The organism is Staphylococcus sp. GDY8P47P, from assembly GCF_016892225.1.
Lineage (GTDB): Bacteria > Bacillota > Bacilli > Staphylococcales > Staphylococcaceae > Staphylococcus > Staphylococcus borealis.
Genome location: NZ_JAFENV010000067.1, coordinates 1 through 774, shown reverse-complemented (window position 1 = coordinate 774; position 774 = coordinate 1). Strand labels below are relative to the sequence as shown.

The window sequence follows — 774 nt, the reverse complement described above, 5'->3', positions numbered from 1 at the left end:
GAAACAAGATTAAAAGAAAACCTTGAACATAAAGCAGCGTATTTCAAAGGCATGTTCGATAAAGAATGTCCTACATTTGAAGAAATTTTCGATGCTTATTATGAAGCTGGACAACGCTTAGCACCATTCGTTACAGATACAGCTAAAGTTTTGGATGATGCATTTGTTGCAGAAGAAAAAGTATTATTCGAAGGTGCACAAGGTGTAATGTTAGACATTGACCATGGTACATATCCATTTGTTACATCAAGTAATCCAGTTGCTGGAAACGTAACTGTAGGTGGCGGTGTAGGTCCAACATTCGTTTCTAAAGTTATTGGTGTATGTAAAGCTTATACATCACGTGTAGGTGACGGCCCATTCCCAACGGAACTCTTTGATGAAGATGGTCATCATATCCGTGAAGTTGGTCGTGAATACGGTACANNAACAGGACGTCCACGTCGTGTCGGTTGGTTTGACTCTGTAGTATTACGTCATTCTCGTCGTGCAAGTGGTATTACTGATCTGTCTATTAACTCAATCGACGTCTTAACAGGTTTAGACACAGTGAAAATTTGTACAGCATATGAGCTAGATGGTAAAGAAATTACTGAGTACCCAGCAAACTTAAGTGACTTACAAAGATGCCAACCTATCTTTGAAGAATTACCAGGTTGGACAGAAGATGTCACAAAATGTCGTACATTAGATGAATTACCAGATAACGCACGTAGATACTTAGAGCGTATTTCTGAATTATGTAATGTTAACATTTCAATCTTCTCAGTAGGT

The 774-nt window shown here is 38.5% G+C and carries 1 protein-coding gene; it reads left to right on the top strand.

Going from position 1 to position 774, the window contains the following annotated elements; genetic code table 11:
• A partial coding sequence (locus JVV30_RS13105) for an adenylosuccinate synthetase (RefSeq protein WP_204194366.1) occupies positions 1-774 on the top strand: 774 nt, incomplete at both ends.